The organism is Stenotrophomonas sp. B2 (genome assembly GCF_014947095.1).
Classification (GTDB): Bacteria; Pseudomonadota; Gammaproteobacteria; order Xanthomonadales; family Xanthomonadaceae; genus Stenotrophomonas; species Stenotrophomonas maltophilia_P.
In genome coordinates this window covers 1-14,953 of the sequence record NZ_JADCQA010000008.1, presented here as the reverse complement: position 1 = coordinate 14,953, position 14,953 = coordinate 1, and the positions used below count along the sequence as shown (strand labels likewise).

The window sequence follows — 14,953 nt, the reverse complement described above, 5'->3', positions numbered from 1 at the left end:
ATCAAGCAGCCACATGGTCGGTCTCCGTGGGGGCGGGGACGATCAAGCGTGGACGCTGGCCTGCATAGCCGGCGTGAGGCATCGACGACACCACGATGACAGGCGGCGAAGCCCTGCGCGCGCACCACGCCGCAGCCGCATCGCGGACTGGGCGGCACCTCTTGACGCCTGCGCTACAGTGACAATTCCCCTCCTGCTGCAGGTGCCCCCGGATGCCTTCGTTCTCCGATGCCCAGGCTGCGGCCCGCTATCACGAGGGACCGCTGCGGCAGGTACCTGGATTCCTCGGTCTGCAACAGATGGCCCACCTGCTGCTGGCCGAGCACGTGCCCGAGCACGGCCACGTGCTGGTGCTCGGCGCCGGTGGCGGCCTCGAGCTGAAGGCCTTCGCTGACGCCCACCCGCACTGGCGCATGCTCGGAGTCGATCCGGCCGGCCCGATGCTGGCGCTGGCCCGCGAAACGCTCGGCACACGGATGAACCACGTGGAGCTGCTGGAGGGCTACATCGAGGATGCCCCGGCCACGATCTTCGATGGCGCCAGCTGCCTGCTGACACTGCACTTCCTCGATATCGACCAGCGCCGGCATACCCTGCGCGAACTGCGCAGGCGGCTGCGTCCGGGCGCGCCATTGGTGGTGGCCCACCACAGCGTCCCGCGGGAGCCGGAGGCGAAGCTGCGCTGGTTGAGGCGCTATGCGGCCTTCGGCGAGGCTTCCGGCATTGCCCGTGCGGATGCACAGCGCGCGATCACCGCCATCGCCGAGCGCCTGCCGCTGCTGTCACCGGAACAGGAGGTGGAGGTGCTGCAGGAGGCAGGCTTCAAGGACATCGAGCTGTTCTACGCCGGATTCACCTTCAAGGGCTGGGTCGCCTACGCGGCCTGATGAACCTGCAGAGCCGGCGCTCGCCCGGCCAAGCCCCGCACCTCGCACTTTTCCAGGGCCGCCCGGGAGAAGGGGCTCCCGTGCGTCGACCCGGAATGCACGTTATTGCATATTCATGCACGAATATGCACACTTATCCCATGAACGCCGATTCCAGCCCCCTCCCCGCCGAACGTACCCGGCAGATCCTCGAGGAACTGCGCCAGCAGGGCCGCGTGATCGCCGCGGAACTGGCGCGTCGTTATGCGGTTTCCGAAGATTCGATCCGCCGCGACCTGCGTGAACTGGCCGCCCAAGGCCTGTGCCAGCGCGTGTACGGCGGCGCCGTGCTGCCGCCGCCGAAGGAGCGCCCGCTGCGCGAGCGCCTGACCCGCGATCGTGGCGACAAGGCCGAACTGGCCGCGCGCGTCTGTGCCCTGCTGCAACCTGGGCAGGTGGTGCTGCTCGATGCCGGTTCGACCAACCTGGCCATCGCCCAGCAGTTGCCGCCCGAACTGGCACTGACGGTGATTACCAACGCGCCGCAGATCGCCACCGCCGCCAGCGTGCATGAAGGCACTTCCGTGCAGCTGATCGGCGGCCGCCTGGCCAGCGGCGGCGGGGCGGTCGGTGCTGAAGCACTGGCCCAGGTGCAGCGCCTGCGCGCCGACGTGTACCTGCCCGGCCCGTGCGCGGTGGACGGCGACACTGGTGTGTGGGCGATGGATGCCGAAGAAGCCACATTGAAGCGCGCCATGGTGGCCTGCAGCAGCCGCGTCATTGTCGCCGCCACCACCGAAAAACTCGGTGCCCGTGGCCACTGGCAGATCGCCGGCCTCGACGAGATCGACGACCTGGTGCTGACCACATCAGCCCCGCCCGCACTGGCAGCGCGCTTCCTCGCTGCCGGTATTGCGGTGCACCCCACCCCGCCCTGACCGAACCGCCCATGTCCGTTGCCTACCGCGCGCGTGCCGAACAGCACGCGACCCGCGCTGCATTCTTCATTCCCGGCTTCGCCACGGCACTGTGGGCGACGCTGGTACCGTTCGCCAAGGCACGCGCGGACCTCAACGACGCCACGCTCGGCCTGGTGCTGCTCTGCCTGGGTGCCGGTTCGCTGCTGGCGATGCCAGTGGCGGGCGTTCTGGCCGCGCAGCTGGGCTGCCGCCGGGTGATGGTGGCCAGTACGCTGTTGATCTGCCTCACCGTGCCGGGCCTGGCCCTGGCCGGTTCAGCGTGGCTGCTGGGCCTGGTGCTGTTCGTGTTCGGTGCCGCGGTAGGCGCGATGGACTGCACGATGAACGTGCAGGCCGTGGTGGTCGAGCGCGAAGCGCGGCGTGTGATGATGTCCGGCTTCCACGCCTTCTTCAGCATCGGCGGCTTCCTGGGCGCGGCGATGATGACCGTGCTGCTGTCCCTGCAGCTGCCACCGCTGGCGTCGGTGCTGATCGGCGTGGGCGCGATGCTGCTGGCGATGCTGCTGTCGGCGTCGTACTGGCACCGCGAGCGCATGCCGCAGGACACGCCGATGCTGGCCATGCCGCACGGCATCGTGCTGTTCATCGGCGTGCTGGCCTTCGTCGCGTTCCTCGGCGAAGGCGCGATGCTGGACTGGAGCGCGGTCTTTCTCAGTGACGTGCGCAGCGTCGATGCGCGCATGGCTGGCATCGGCTATGTGATCTTCACCCTGACCATGACCGTGGCCCGCCTGCTCGGCGATGCACTGGTGGCGCGGGTGGGACGCGAACGCGCCATCGTGTTCGGTGGCCTGCTCGCGGCCAGTGGCGTGCTGGTGCTGACGCTTGTCACGCCCTGGCAGGTCTCACTGGCCGGTTATGTGCTGGTCGGCCTCGGCTGCGCCAACATCGCGCCGGCGCTGTTCTCGCTGGCCGGCCACCAGACCCGCATGCCCGGCGCGCTGGCGATCACCGCCGTGTCCACGCTGGGCTTTGCCGGCATTCTCGCCGGCCCGGCACTCATCGGCTTCGCCGCCAATCATTTCGGCCTGATCGCTGCATTCATCGGTGTGGCCATCGCGCTGCTGCTGGTGGCGGTGTCCACGCGCTGGCTGCGGGTGTAGCGCGCGGCATCAACGGCGCCGACGCCGGACCTTCATCCGCAATCGTCGATAACCGATCACCATAGCCGTCCCGCACAGCGCGGTGCCGGCGGTGCTCAACAGCAGCAGCACGCCCAGCCGGGCCGTCTCCTGCCGCAGCATTGCCGGCAGGTCCCAGCTGTGCAGGAAGTAGAACAGCCAGCGCCCGACGCGCTCACGATGCCCCAGGATCAGCAGTGGATCGCCGCTGGCCAGATCGAAGTAGACGCGCGTCGCCTCGGCATCACCGAAGTCCGCCACCGCCACCGGGAAGCGGCGCACCGCCGCGCCGTTCATCGCCTCCGGCGCACGTGGATAGAAATAGGCATCCGCTGCATGCAGTAGTGCGAACCGATGCATCGGCGCGGCAGACATCGCCTGCGCCTTCTGCTGCAGCCATGCCACCGGCAGCACCTGCATCATCCGGAGATGCCCTTCGTCTGCGGATACGATGCGCGTATCGCCCTGCCCGTCCAGCAGCAGCGCGAACAGCTCACCGCCGATGCGCCGCCACTGGATCTCCACCGGCATGAACAGCCCATCATGGGCCGCAGCCAGCAGAGCTGCTGGTTCGCCCAGTGCGCCGTTCACTGCCACCGCATCGCCGCGATACTGCGCCGTGTCGATCGCCGCGCGCGTACTGCTGAACACGCCCAGCGGATTCATCGACATCAGCCCGCTGAAGATCCAGGTGAACACGAACGCCGCAGCCGCCAGACCGATCAGATGATGCCAGCGCATCCACGGCTCGACGTACGGCGTCTTCGCACCGGAACGATAGTGGCCAGCGAAGCGCCAGCGCCACACCCCCACCACGATGCCGCTCACCGCCACCACCGTGCACAGTGCGGACAGCACGATCACCACCCACGTCCACACCGGGTCCACCGACTGCATGCGCAGGAAGTACAGCCAGTGCAGCCAAGCGCCCACATAGTTCCAGCGCTGCTGCACATGCGGTGCATCCAGCACCACCTCGCCGGTGCGCGAAGACACATAGAGGTCACCCGGCCGCGCACCGCCCACCTCGACCCGGTACAGCGGCCGATGCGCATCCAGCGCACGCGAATGCGTCCAGCGGTCCTCATCCACGCGCATCGCACCCACGAATGCCGGGCCGCCGGCAAACTGCGCCGCCGAGGCTTCGGCGCGCTGTGCCGATACTGGCAGCAGGACCTGCCCGGTGCGCGCCGACCAGGCTCCCACGTGGCTGCCACTACGCACCACATAGGCGGGCTCGCCACGCAGCGTGGTCAGCGCCACGCTTTCCGGCTCAGCCTGCACGGCCGCTGGCAACGCCGACAGTCCCAGCAGCCCATGCGCGTCGCCCAGCACCGGCAACGCCGCCAGCCGCTCGCCGGGCGTCAGCTTCGGGTAGCCGACGAACAGCATCACCATGCCGCTGACAAACCACAGCAGCATCAGCAGGCATCCGCCGATGCCCAGCCAACGGTGCACCAGGTAGGTCCAGCGCTTGGCAGTGGATCGCAGCGACATGGCGTGCGTCCTCAGAAGCGATGATCGAGGGTGAACTCGACGCGGCGATCCGCACCCAGCAGCCACTGCGTACTGGTGTAGTACGCCGTGGCGTAGTACGCCTTGTCGAACACGTTGAACACACGGGCTGTCACCCGCGTGCGCGGTGCCGCCTGCCAGGTCAGCGCCAGATCGGTGGTGCCGTAGCCCGGCAGCTCCAGGGTGTTGGCGTTGTCGGCGTAGCGCTTGCCGACGTAACGCACACCTGCGGCCGCGCTCCAGTCGGGCAGGAACTGCCAGCTCAGCCACACATTGGCCAGTCGCTCGGCCACGTTCGGCGGCACATTGCCATCGCGCGAGACCAGCACAGCCGGCGAACCGGTGGCTTCCAGGAAGTCCTCGAACTCGGCCTTCAGAACCGTCGCGTTGGCATCGAGCGTCCATTGCGGCGCGAAATTCCAGTTCAAGGACGCCTCGATTCCGCGCGAAGTCTGCGCGCCCACCTGCACCCGACGATCCGGCAGCAGCGGATCACGGCTGAGCAGCCCGGTCTTGCGGATCCGGTACGCCGCCAGCGTCCACTCGCCACCGTCGAAGGCCTGCTTCAGGCCGACTTCGACCTGACGCCCCTTGGCCAGGTCGAAGGCACCGTTGGCCGGACTGATCATCAACAGGCCGCTGACCGGGTCGGCCGCCTGCGAATACTGCGCGTACAGGCTCAGCGTCGGCTGCAGCGCGAATACCGTGCCTGCTCGCCAGCCGGTGCTGCTGTAGGTCTTCGAGAATGCCTTCTGGCCGCTGATCAGATCGGTACGATCGATGCGCGCGCGGTCGTGGCGCAGCCCGCCCAGTACCGACCAGCGCTCGCTCAGGGCCAGCCGGTCTTCCACGAACAGCGCGTACTGCTCGGCACCGTTGCGGTAGCGCGGCAGGTTCGGCGCATCGCTGGCAAACTGCCCCGGCACCGGATGGAACGGATCGACCGGGCCGGAGCTGCCGGCATAGGTGTTGTTGGTGTGCTTGAAGTGCGCGCGGTTGGCATCCATCCCCAGCGCGAAACTGTTGGCAAGACCGCCCACCTCACCCTGCATGCGCAGCGTCGAGGTCAGCCCGGTCTGGTCCTGGTTGTGGGTGATCTGGGTGTTGCCCGAGCGGTCAATCAGGCCAGTGCGCGGGTTGTAGACATAGGCCTCGGCGTTGCGCCAATCGCGCTGGCTGTCGATCTGGTAGACGCGGGTACGCCACTCCACCTTCGCGTTCGGCGTCCACAGCGCATCGAGCTGCGTCCAGCGGTCACGGAAGCGGATGTCACTGTCTTCCACGTTGTAGTTGCGGTGGCGCAGTGCGTCCCACTGTCGGCCATCCACCAGCGGCGTGCCGAAGTAGCGCATCGGCTGCTGGTAGCCCTGCGCATGGGTGAGCGTCAGCTGCAGGTCCGCACGCGGCTGCCACAGCAACGCCCCAGAGAAAGTCGCGTCACTGTTGCGACCACGGTCCACCCAGCCGCCGCTGTAGTTGCCGCTCACATCCAGCCGGTAGGCCAGCTCGGGCGTCAGCGCGCCACCGCTGCCGAAGCCCAGGCGCGCGGTGTCCTCGCTGCCCACCGTCACACTGATCTCGTTCTCGACGGCACCGCGCGAAGGCTTCTTCGGCACGATGTTGATCACACCGCCGATCGCACCGTCGCCGTGGATCACCGAGGCCGGCCCGCGCAGCACTTCGATGCGCTCGATGGACCAGGTATCGAACGGGAACGTGATGCCCACGCCCCCGTACTGGCGCAGGCCATCGTACAGGCGCATCACCGAGGCGCCATCGGTGAAGCCCCGGCTGGACAGTGCGCTGAGGCCATTGCCCGGATGCGGCATCGCGCTGATCGCACCCGCGCGGCTGATCGCATCGTTGAGGCTGGAATCACCGCGCTGCTCCAGCTGGTCGCGGTCGATCACGGTAAGTGCGGCAGGTGTCTGCAGCACGTTCAGGCCCAGCGCGGAACCTGCGCCGGGGGTGGCCGACAGCGCACCGTGCCGGGTATCGACTACGCGTACGGTGTCCAGGGTGGTCGGGCCCGCCGCTTCGGCACGGGCAGGTGCAACAGGCAGGGCGCAGGCGCACAGCGCCGGCAGCGTCGCCCAACGCAGGGCAACGCGCTTCGGATGTCTTTTCATTTTTTCACGGCATGCAATGCCACCCCGCACTGCGGGGCAGCAGGAAGGAAAGCGCACGCGGTAGCGCCAGGCCATGCCTGGCGGCTTCCATCAGAGGGAATGCACGGCCGCGCGCGCGGCTCAGCCCGCCAATGCCGCCGGTGGTCCCCGCGCCCCGAGGGTTCCCGCCAGGCGCGCGGGCACTGCCAGCACAGCGCCCAGCCGCGCCCGGCAGACCGGCGCCAAGGGCACCAGCAGCAGGAACGTCGCCACCAGCAGGGTGATCAGCCGCGCCGCGATCAGGCAGTAATCGCAATCCACGCCCATTTCGTGATCGGCGTGTGGATCGGCGGGCGGATTCTTCGCGGCCTCACCGTGCGGCGTTGCCATCGCATGATGGCCGTGATGGCCTTCCATCGTGTGCTGCGCATGCAGCGAATGATCCATCGCCGCCACCGGCGTCGCCGCTGCCACGCGGCCATGCGCCACCCAGCGGCTCACCAGCGGGGCAAGCAGCACCAGCAGCAGGGCGAGCCATGCCAGGGCCTGGAACCGGCGGTGGAATCGGGGGCGGTGCACCCGGGCATTCTACGGCGCGGCGCCGCAACCTTGGACCACGTTCAGGGTTTTGCCCCTGCGACAGGGTGACGCAGGTGCCTCACGTCGCGTACTGGGCAACGCCATGCCCGAACGACCAGTTCTCCTTCTTCACTTCCACCAGATTGATGAACACGTCCTCGCGGCGGATGCCCACTGCCGCATGCAGGCCGTCAGCGATGCCCGCGTACAGCGCCTTCTTCTGCTCCAGGGTGCGGCCCTCGTTCCAGGTGATCTGGATGCAGATGAAATCGTCGGAGCGCTGCACACCGAGGTAGCTGGGGTCGTAGACCAGGGTGGCGGCGTCGTGCTCCTGGAAGATCTGGAAGCGGTCGTTCTCGGGCACGCCGACAGCGCGCATGGCCTGGTAGATGGCCTCGCCGACGCGCTGCAGGTAGTCGGCGGATTGGCCTTTGCGAAGATCGATGCGGGCGAGCGGCATGGTGGGGCTCCCGGGTGGAGGGTTGGGAGACGATGCGCCGGGCTGCTGGATTTCTGTGTGAAATGTCGCGCGAACGCGCGTCCCGTTTAGAGCCCTGCAATTTCCTCCCCTAGGAGGGCGCACTTCTCAGCTTCCCTGCCGCTCCGCGTTCGCCCTCTGATTACGAGGGTGCATGTCGCTTCTCGCAGGTTTCTGAACTCATCAACGCAGCGTCGCGCAGACCACGTCCCTGCCCTCATTGACTGAATCCCGCGACCCCAAATTTCTGGAAAGCTCTTGTTTCTCCAGCAGAAACGGGAGAAGCGATCACAATCAGCAGCTGCATGGAGTGCCATAAGTGACAGGTCCGATATCTCAACGTGATGGATTCTGGCGCGCTCAGTGCACTGTGGTAGAGACCAAGGGCCACTACAAGCAGTTCTTTGAAGATGATGGCGAGTTGCGCTTCTGGGCCCAGCTTGATCGAACTCGACCCACCATCCTGGAGAGCTGGCTCAGACAATTTCATAGACAGCGCGCACATGTTCTCGCGCTTGGCCGACCCGCAAAGCTGGAATGGCACTTCCTTGAGATCGAGTGCTTCGACATCGCGGTCAGGCTGTTCAAAGATGATTCCTTCCGCTGCAGGCACTCACCATGACGCCCATGTTCAGAACTGTCGTAGACGCGTGGATCGCCACTGAGACGCTTGACGCGCAAACTGTCTATGGCCGGCTCCAACCGCTCGTTCGATTGCTCCAGGACGTGCATCCTGCGTTCCACCGCTGGATTGAGCATTCACGCTCGAATGGGACAATTCCATATTCCGATGAAGAGCGCTTCGTCCAGATGCTGGCGTCCCATGCCGAGCAGGACGGACAGGAATTCCCTGATGACCCGGATGCCGGTGGCGCGGGCGCCAACCTCACCACTGCCATGACCGCCAGGGAGTGGAAAACCCCTGGAAGGGCTTCCATCGAGTATTACCCATGGGCGGGACGACTGACGATGACGATCTTCAGGCCCATCGAAGCATTCTCTGCGGAAGGCGCCACTTCGGTGGTACGCCAGTGCGTTGCGGCGCTATCAACCGCCATGGTTGCCGATCATGTAGCTACAGACGTTGTATGTCCCCTTCCAACCGGCAAGGGCTATGACACCTACTATGCCAATCATCGCCTCTTCCCCCATCGACGCTGGCTGGGCTGGATGGGTTTTGTACCCCACCTCGTGCCGAAGAAATTCATTCCTGAAGCGGCGTCCATGGAGGTCGTGAAAGGCAAGGGAACGATGATCGTAGCGCTGGACGAACCCTTCGATCTGCGCAACCCGGAACATCTGAGGCGCGTGCATCAGGTTGAGCTGCGGATGGCGAATGCCGGGCTGCTGGACATCACCGATCCGACGCTGCTCGAGTGATTCGGGCATCCGTGCACAATGCAATGTAGCTGACCTGCCACTTGTGCTGCTGTCGCGATGAGCATTAGCCGAAGTACAAGGAATGGTGAGAAGGATCGTGCATCCCGCATCATGCGGAAAGGACGAGATCTGCGAACTTGCACCTGCGTTGATCCAACATCCCCCTAGAAAATCACAATGCCCGAGATGTACAACGCATTCATAGATACAACTGTGCCGTTGGAGGTGCTGAGTGCTGAAGCGGCCTATCGGCAACTGTTGCAACTTACCGAAGAGCTTGGCGAGATACATCACCTTTTCCAGAACTGGGCGCTTCGTGATTCCTCTGGCAGACCGGTACCTCTAAGCGACAAGGCAAGGTTCATCGATGCAGTCGCCGAGAACGCCGCCTACTACCATAGAAAGTACCCAACTGCGGCCAATTCAGGCGGTGCCGGCGCTTCCATTACTCCCGCCTTGAGCCAGAAAGCTCATGATCAACCTGGCTGTCCTACGCTGGATTACAGGCCGTGGTTCGGCAGGGTTACCCTGAGCATCAACGCCCCCGTCCAGGCGTTTGGTCCGGATGGCACATCCGGAATCATTCGATCCTGCGTCCGAAGCATTGCAACCCGTTTGGATGCCGTGTTCGTTGCGACAGACGTTACGTCCCCACTCCCGGACGGAGAGGGATATGAAACCTACGCACACTTCCATCAACTGTTTCCCCATCGACGCTGGCTGGGCTGGATGGGATTTGTACCCCACCTCGTGCCGAAGAAATTCATTCCTGAAGCGGCGTCCATGGAGGTCGTGAAAGGCAAAGGAACGATGATCGTAGCGCTGGACGAACCCTTCGATCTGCGCAACCCGGAACATCTGAGGCGCGTGCATCAGGTTGAACTGCGGATGGCGAATGCCGGGCTGCTGGACATCACCGATCCGACGCTGCTCGAGTGATCCGGGCATCGTGCGCAGCGTGACGCAAACAACCCGCGGCGCGTACCGCGTTGTCGCGAAGTGCACCGACAGCCCGTGCAGCGCGTCGCATCGGAAGTGACGTTGCTCGCAGCGCGCCCGTGCACTGTCGCACAGATCGAGACCTCCCTCCTCCGCATTGGCATGAAAGAGAATTTTCCTTACAGACCGATGTGATTGCGCAGCCGGATGATCGCCGCGCCGAGGCAGATTGCCTTGGCCGGGATTGGCGTCTCGAATAAACGAACGAACTTCCACCGCTGCGGTTCACGCCTCAGCAGAGAGAATGCACCGATTGCCTTCAATGGCGGCCGGTGCGTGGGGATCGACAGATCCGCCAGGCCTTCCTCTCGGTGGAAGTTCGTTTGCCTTGGTACGCCAACCCGCACCGTCCGCCACCTTCACTCGGAAGGTGGCCCCACGCCAGTGAGGGTTTCGCCATGACCAACCGCACCGCTGTCCATCCCCGCCTGCACGCCCTGATCGGCGACATCGCCGCCGACGTGCCCGAGGACCTCGCACGCGAGATCGAGTGCGCCTTGCACGAACAGAGTCTGCCCGTGCAGTCGCCTGCCTTCTTCACGTACCTCAATGCCATCAGCCGCGCCGACGGCGATGACGGACAGCCGTGCAAGAGCCTCACCCTCGTTGCCAGCAATCACGCCTCGCTGCGCCGCTCGATGTCTGGGCTTACCGCACTGCTCGATCTGCTGCAGGCCGCCGACCATGCACGCAACGAAGGCGGCCCGGACGAACAGTTGGGCGCCTTCCATATCGACGGACTGATCGTGGCCGCACGACAGCTGGTGCGCGAGGCGAATCATTGCCTCTCCGGCGCTGACTGACCGGCCCGGATGCCCTCCCGCTACAATCGCGCAGGGATCGCAGGAGGCCGCAATGGACGCCGAACACCTGGACTACTTCAAGGCCGCACTGGAAGGCCGCGCAACCGTGGGTTGGAACGTATGGTTTGCCGCCAACCAGCACGCGCTGTCCCAACAGATGAGCCGCCCTGCACTGCTGCGGTTGAAGTTCAGAAAACTGGATGAAGCCGAGTGCCTGCTCGCCGAGGCCGGCATCGTGCCTCGCAGTACGGCGGGCAAACGCTACGAAATGTACTGCGCCCAGTTCTCGGCGGACGTGGTGGACGCGAACGGTCGCCCGCTGCCGGCCATCTGGCGCGCAGCGCACGGCGGTGCCATCGGCCTGCTGGCCGAGGGTGAGCAGGAGGCCGGCCAGGCGAAGCTGCTGGCGGAATTTCGCCGCATCCGCAAGCGCGGGCTTCAACAGGCCCACGAATGGCTGGCCGATCTGTGCTTTGAAGGCGAGATGGAACTGACCAGCGGCAATGCCGAGGTGGGCCGTGGTCTGTTGGCGGTGGTGGTGCAGGCCGGCAGCGGCCACGACCTGTTGGATGCGACGGCGATGATCGCGCGGGATCTGCTGGATCAGCACGGCTGATGGCAGCCGCAGCAGCGACGCTGGCACGCATCATCAGATAACAAAAAAGCCCCCATTGCTGGAGGCTTTTTTCGTTCTGCAACATGGTGGGCGGTACAGGGATCGAACCTGTGACCCTTGCCGTGTGAAGGCAATGCTCTACCGCTGAGCTAACCGCCCGGTGTGTTGCTGAGCCGCTCATTATAGGAACTTTTCAGAGGCCGTCAACAGTTTTCACATCCGTCTTCACGTGTGTTTTCGAGGCGTGCCGCCGGGCGTGGCCCGGCGCTGCCTCACATCGTGTGGGTGGGCTTGTCCGAGCTGGTCAGGCCGGCCAGCTGGGTCTCGATCTTATGGCGCACGCCCTCGCCTTCGGCGCCGTCGGCCAGCTGCACGCCGATGCCCGCGGTACGGTTGCCCTGCGCCCCTGCCGGGGTCACCCAGATCACCTTGCCGGCCACCGGCAGGCGCTCGCTGGAATCGGGCAGGGTCAGCAGCAGGAACACCTCGTCGCCGAGGAAGTAGCGCTTGGGCGTGGGCACGAAGATGCCGCCATTCTTCACGAACGGCATGTACGCGCTGTACAGCGCGGCTTTGTCCTTCACGGCCAGGGACAGGATGCCCTGGCGGGCGTTGCTGGCACTCATCGATTTCCCCTTGCGGCAGGCCGCTCGTTCACCTTGTTCCAGGCCAGCAGCAACTCGACCACCGCAAGGTCTGCACGCACCGTGGTGCGCAGCAGGTCGCGGGTGCGGTTGGCAGCGTCGAACCAGGCTGCCAGCTTGTGCAATCGCTCCGGCGCGGTCAAGGCGTCCGTGCTGGCCTGGGCCAGCGCCAGGTCGGCGGCGAAGCGCAGGCGCAGCGCCGCGTTGTCGTCACCGCACCATTTCTGCGCCAGCTCCACCGCGCCGGTCCTGCCGGTGGCCAGCTGCTCCAGGTCGCGGGCCACCTCACGGCGCAGGCTCAGCCCGTCCTCGCGCAGCCAGTTGTCGGCCTGGCCGGGATGGCCGCGCGCGGCGTCCAGCGCTTCGCGTGCGGAGGCGTCGCTGTGGCCCTGCTGCTGCAACCAGGCCAGCGCTTCCTCGTGCGGCGGCAGCTTGAACTCCAGGCGCTGGCACCGGCTGCGGATGGTCTGCGGCAGGCGTGCCGGGTCGCTGCTGATCAGCCACAGGTAGCGGCCGGGCTGCGGTTCTTCCAGCGTCTTGAGCAGTGCATTGGCCGCGGAGCGGTTGATCGCATCGGCCGGATCGACGATCACCACCTGGGCCACGCCGTACTGCGGGGTCAATGCCAGTTTGTCGGTGATCTCGCGCACCTGCTCGATGACGATCTCGGTGCGCAGCTTGTCGCCGCTCTTGTTCGGAATGAAGCTCACCAGCTGCAGGTCCGGGTGGGTACCGGCAGCGATCAGGTGGCGGGTGCGCGTGGCGTGCGCGGCATCGCCCTGCGCCAGCACGTGGTCGGCCAGCGCCAGTGCAACCTCGCGCTTGCCCAGCCCGGCCGGGCCGCAGATCAACAGGCCATGCCCCAGCCGGCCCGCGTCGAGCGCGGCCACGGTCTGATCGAATGCGCGCTGCTGCCAGGGCGAGAAGGTGCTCATGCGCCCTTTCCTTCCTGCAGCCAGCGCTCGACCTGCGCGATCACGTCGGCGGCCACGCGTTCCTGCACCTGGCCCGCGTCGATCACGGCGAAGCGCTGTGGATCCTGCTGGGCGCGGCTGCGGAACACTTCACGCACGCGCTGGAAGAAATCGTCCTGCTCGCTCTCGATGCGGTCCGGCCACAGGTCGCGGCCATTGGCGCGCGCGCGACCGACCGCCACGTCCACATCCAGCAGCAGGGTCAGGCCCGGCAGCAGGCCAACGGCACGGCGCTCCAGCTCGGCAATCCACTGCGGGTCCAGGCCACGGCCCCCTCCCTGGTAGGCGTAGCTGGAATCGGTGAAGCGATCACTCAGCACGTAGGCACCGCGCTGCAGGGCCGGCTGGATCACCTCCCGCACGTGCTGCGCGCGGGCGGCGAACACCAGCAGCAGCTCGGCCTCGGCGCTGAGCGGCTCGGCGGCGATCTCGGCATCGGGCTTCAGTATCAGGCTGCGGATGCGCTCCGCCATCGGCGTGCCGCCCGGTTCGCGGGTCAGCACCACCTCATGGCCATGCTGGCGCAGGCACGCGCGGATGGCATTGATCGCGGTGGTCTTGCCGGCGCCCTCGCCGCCTTCCAGGCTGACGAAACGCGGGTGGCGTAGCAGCGCGGGACTCATTGCGCCGGGGTCTCCTGGGTGCGTTGCTGGCGCAGCTGCTGCAGGTAGCGCGCTACCGCAGCGTTGTGCTGGTCCAGGCTGGACGAGAACACGTGCGCGCCACTGCCATCGCCAACGGCGACGAAATACAGTGCATCCCCCGCTGCCGGCTGTGCCGCGGCCATCAGCGCGTCGCGGCTGGGCATGGCGATGGGGGTCGGGGTCAGGCCCGCACGGGTATAGGTGTTGTAAGGCGTATCGGTGGTCAGGTCGCGGCGGCGGATGTTGCCGTCATAGGCCGCGCCGATGCCATAGATCACGGTGGGATCGGTCTGCAGGCGCATGCCGATCTGCAGGCGGCGCATGAACACGCCGGCAATCTGCGGGCGCTCGCTGGCCAGCGCGGTTTCCTTCTCGATGATCGATGCCAGCGTCAGCAGCTCGTACGGCGTGTTGATCGGCAGGTCCGGTGCACGGCTCTGCCAGGCCTCGTCCAGCGCCTTTTCCATCGCCGCATGCGCACGCTTGAGCACATCCACGTCGCTGTCACCGCGCTGGTAGATGTAGGTCTCCGGCAGGAACCGGCCTTCCGGATGCTGGCCGCCGAAGCCCAGGCGCTGCATCAGTGCCGCATCATCAAGATCATCGGTGGTGTGCAGCAGTGGATCGGCACGCTTCAGCGCCGCGCGCAGCTGGCGGATGTTCCAGCCTTCGATGATGGTGACGCGGTGCTGCAGGACCTTGCCGGCGCGCATGCGCAGCAGCAGCTCGCGCGGGGTCAGCTGGTTGTCCAGCGCGTACTCACCCACCTTCAACTTGCCGGCGGCGTCGAGCTGGCGCGCCAGCAGCTGCCACTGTGCGTCCTGGCCTTCGTCCACGCCTGCCTCGCGCAGCTTGCGCAGCACGGTGTTCAGGCCATCGCCGCTGGCGATCACCACGGTCTCTGCGGAGGGGGAGATCCGGGCATCGGCGAACTGGGTCTGCTTGTAGAAGAACCACGCGCCCGCGCCGGCCACGACCGCGACCAGCACCACCAGCAGCGTTACCACGAACAGACACCCGCGCTTGGCTCCCGCCATGGATTACCTCAGAACTCGATTCCGTCGTGCAGGATACCGTGCCGGTGGTGTGGGGTCATGGCCGGGTGAAGCGCTCAACCCCGTTTCGCTCGCCGGGCATGGCCCGGCGCTACCGGGAGGGTGATGCATCGGTAGCGCCGGGCCATGCCCGGCGGGGGTCGATCGCCTACCCATGCTGGCCCAGGGCGCGCCGCAGGCCCCGCGCTTTG

16 protein-coding genes and 1 tRNA gene are annotated in these 14,953 nt (G+C 66.2%); 7 read left to right on the top strand and 10 right to left on the bottom strand.

Features of this window, described 5'->3' with window-relative positions; all coding sequences use genetic code 11:
• Positions 1 to 212: 212 nt before the first annotated feature.
• The 3 genes from IMX13_RS10935 (at position 213) to IMX13_RS10925 (ending at position 2,949) form a co-directional block, all read left to right on the top strand.
• Positions 213 to 887, top strand: coding sequence for a class I SAM-dependent methyltransferase (locus IMX13_RS10935; protein WP_193396363.1), 675 nt, complete (start codon positions 213 to 215; stop codon positions 885 to 887).
• A 140-nt stretch (positions 888 to 1,027) separates the two neighbouring features.
• Positions 1,028 to 1,804 carry a DeoR/GlpR family DNA-binding transcription regulator gene (locus IMX13_RS10930; protein WP_065175969.1) on the top strand — a complete coding sequence of 259 codons (777 nt, stop codon included), beginning with the start codon at positions 1,028 to 1,030 and terminating at the stop codon, positions 1,802 to 1,804.
• Between the two features lie 11 nt (positions 1,805 to 1,815).
• Positions 1,816 to 2,949, top strand: a complete 1,134-nt coding sequence (locus IMX13_RS10925; protein ID WP_193396362.1) for an MFS transporter — start codon at positions 1,816 to 1,818, stop codon at positions 2,947 to 2,949.
• A 9-nt stretch (positions 2,950 to 2,958) separates the two neighbouring features.
• Here the strand turns inward: IMX13_RS10925 and IMX13_RS10920 are convergent, their stop codons facing one another.
• The 5 genes from IMX13_RS10920 to IMX13_RS18990 all read right to left on the bottom strand — a co-directional run bounded on the left by IMX13_RS10920 (position 2,959) and on the right by IMX13_RS18990 (position 8,260).
• Positions 2,959 to 4,464: a PepSY domain-containing protein gene (locus IMX13_RS10920; RefSeq protein WP_193396361.1), complete on the bottom strand. Its 1,506-nt coding sequence runs from the start codon at positions 4,462 to 4,464 to the stop codon at positions 2,959 to 2,961.
• Positions 4,465 to 4,475: 11 nt separating this feature from the next.
• Positions 4,476 to 6,611, bottom strand: a complete 2,136-nt coding sequence (locus tag IMX13_RS10915) for a TonB-dependent receptor (RefSeq protein WP_193396360.1) — start codon at positions 6,609 to 6,611, stop codon at positions 4,476 to 4,478.
• Positions 6,612 to 6,731: 120 nt separating this feature from the next.
• Entirely contained in the window at positions 6,732 to 7,118 is a 387-nt protein-coding gene (locus IMX13_RS10910; RefSeq protein ID WP_193396425.1) for a DUF2946 family protein, read from the bottom strand.
• Positions 7,119 to 7,248: 130 nt separating this feature from the next.
• Entirely contained in the window at positions 7,249 to 7,629 is a 381-nt protein-coding gene (locus tag IMX13_RS10905) for a tautomerase family protein (protein WP_053519221.1), read from the bottom strand.
• Positions 7,630 to 7,864: 235 nt separating this feature from the next.
• Positions 7,865 to 8,260, bottom strand: a complete 396-nt coding sequence (locus tag IMX13_RS18990; RefSeq protein WP_264464675.1) for a hypothetical protein — start codon at positions 8,258 to 8,260, stop codon at positions 7,865 to 7,867.
• Between the two features lie 5 nt (positions 8,261 to 8,265).
• On the opposite strand from IMX13_RS18990, the gene IMX13_RS10895 reads away from it, so the two are divergent.
• From IMX13_RS10895 to IMX13_RS10880, 4 genes are all read left to right on the top strand, one after another.
• Positions 8,266 to 9,027 carry an Imm52 family immunity protein gene (locus IMX13_RS10895; RefSeq protein ID WP_193396358.1) on the top strand — a complete coding sequence of 254 codons (762 nt, stop codon included), beginning with the start codon at positions 8,266 to 8,268 and terminating at the stop codon, positions 9,025 to 9,027.
• 177 nt (positions 9,028 to 9,204) lie between these two features.
• Entirely contained in the window at positions 9,205 to 9,966 is a 762-nt protein-coding gene (locus tag IMX13_RS10890; protein WP_193396357.1) for an Imm52 family immunity protein, read from the top strand.
• 458 nt (positions 9,967 to 10,424) lie between these two features.
• Positions 10,425 to 10,829, top strand: coding sequence for a hypothetical protein (locus IMX13_RS10885; protein WP_193396356.1), 405 nt, complete (start codon positions 10,425 to 10,427; stop codon positions 10,827 to 10,829).
• A gap of 52 nt (positions 10,830 to 10,881) precedes the next feature.
• The gene (locus IMX13_RS10880) at positions 10,882 to 11,445 is read left to right on the top strand and encodes a hypothetical protein (protein ID WP_193396355.1); all 564 of its coding nucleotides are present in this window, start codon (positions 10,882 to 10,884) and stop codon (positions 11,443 to 11,445) included.
• Between the two features lie 84 nt (positions 11,446 to 11,529).
• Here the strand turns inward: IMX13_RS10880 and IMX13_RS10875 are convergent.
• The 5 genes from IMX13_RS10875 to mltG form a co-directional block, all read right to left on the bottom strand.
• Positions 11,530 to 11,604: transfer RNA gene (locus IMX13_RS10875), tRNA-Val, on the bottom strand.
• A gap of 113 nt (positions 11,605 to 11,717) precedes the next feature.
• Entirely contained in the window at positions 11,718 to 12,071 is a 354-nt protein-coding gene (locus IMX13_RS10870) for a PilZ domain-containing protein (protein ID WP_053520428.1), read from the bottom strand.
• Positions 12,068 to 13,024: a DNA polymerase III subunit delta' gene (locus tag IMX13_RS10865; RefSeq protein ID WP_111187151.1), complete on the bottom strand. Its 957-nt coding sequence runs from the start codon at positions 13,022 to 13,024 to the stop codon at positions 12,068 to 12,070. The genes IMX13_RS10870 and IMX13_RS10865 overlap by 4 nt, the downstream gene beginning before the upstream one ends.
• Positions 13,021 to 13,686, bottom strand: a complete 666-nt coding sequence (gene tmk / locus IMX13_RS10860; RefSeq protein ID WP_111187152.1) for a dTMP kinase — start codon at positions 13,684 to 13,686, stop codon at positions 13,021 to 13,023. Before tmk ends, IMX13_RS10865 begins: the two co-directional genes overlap by 4 nt.
• Positions 13,683 to 14,744, bottom strand: coding sequence for an endolytic transglycosylase MltG (gene mltG, locus IMX13_RS10855; RefSeq protein WP_164152176.1), 1,062 nt, complete (start codon positions 14,742 to 14,744; stop codon positions 13,683 to 13,685). Before mltG ends, tmk begins: the two co-directional genes overlap by 4 nt.
• Between the last annotated feature and the right edge of the window lie 209 nt (positions 14,745 to 14,953).